This window comes from Corynebacterium sp. HMSC034B08 (assembly GCF_001835805.1).
Classification (GTDB): Bacteria; Actinomycetota; Actinomycetes; order Mycobacteriales; family Mycobacteriaceae; genus Corynebacterium; species Corynebacterium coyleae.
Map to the genome: position 1 here is coordinate 1 of NZ_KV825953.1, position 667 is coordinate 667.

Genomic DNA, 667 nt, shown 5'->3' on the forward strand with positions numbered 1-667 from the left:
TCTGCTGGAACCCAGCGCGGTGTTTGGTTGAGGTACCGGTGATGCCTTCATCGGTATAGACCTTGACGAACTGCCAGCCCGCGTGGTCGCTGATGTAGCGGGTGTAGTAGTCGACTTGGGCTTCGTAGGACGTCACCTGATCGTCGTGGTCGGTGGACACGCGGGCATACCCGGCGACCCTGCGCAGGGTTGTCTGTCCAAGTGGAGCACCCGTGTGGAGCGCTCGGGTGGCGGGGATTGCTGTGACGGTGCGGGCCATTTAGCGTTCGCCTCGCTCGGCGCGCAGGCGCTCAGCCTCTGCCTTGGCCACGGCCCGGTACTTCACCAATGCTTCTGGTGGTGTTGGTGCTTGCCGTGGGTTGTCCAACCCGAGCCTTTTGGCTTCGGCCCAGCGGGCACGCACGAGTTCGCCCCAGGCGGCTTTTCTTGCTGGGGTCCACGAGCTCTTCTTCAGGTTTGGTCGCCACGTGTGCGAGCTGCTGGTGCCATCGGTGTACTGAAACGTGTAATGGTCTTTTCCCTGCACGTCAATGTGGTCGATACGCTCGTTGAACACATCCTCGTCGAAGGCCTCGATACCCAGAACTTGAGCGATGAAGCCTTTGAGCGCCGTGTCAGAGATTTCGCAGGTGCCGCATCCGGTTTTGCGGCCTTTCTTGCGTTCGGT

1 protein-coding gene and 1 pseudogene are annotated in these 667 nt (G+C 61.0%); both read right to left on the reverse strand.

Annotated elements, in window-relative coordinates; all coding sequences use genetic code 11:
* The coding region (locus tag HMPREF2656_RS05090; protein ID WP_141761014.1) for a recombinase family protein at positions 1-259 on the reverse strand (259 nt) is incomplete at its 3' end.
* A pseudogene (locus tag HMPREF2656_RS05095) lies at positions 260-667 on the reverse strand (recombinase family protein); the annotation flags it as partial. It abuts the gene before it with no gap.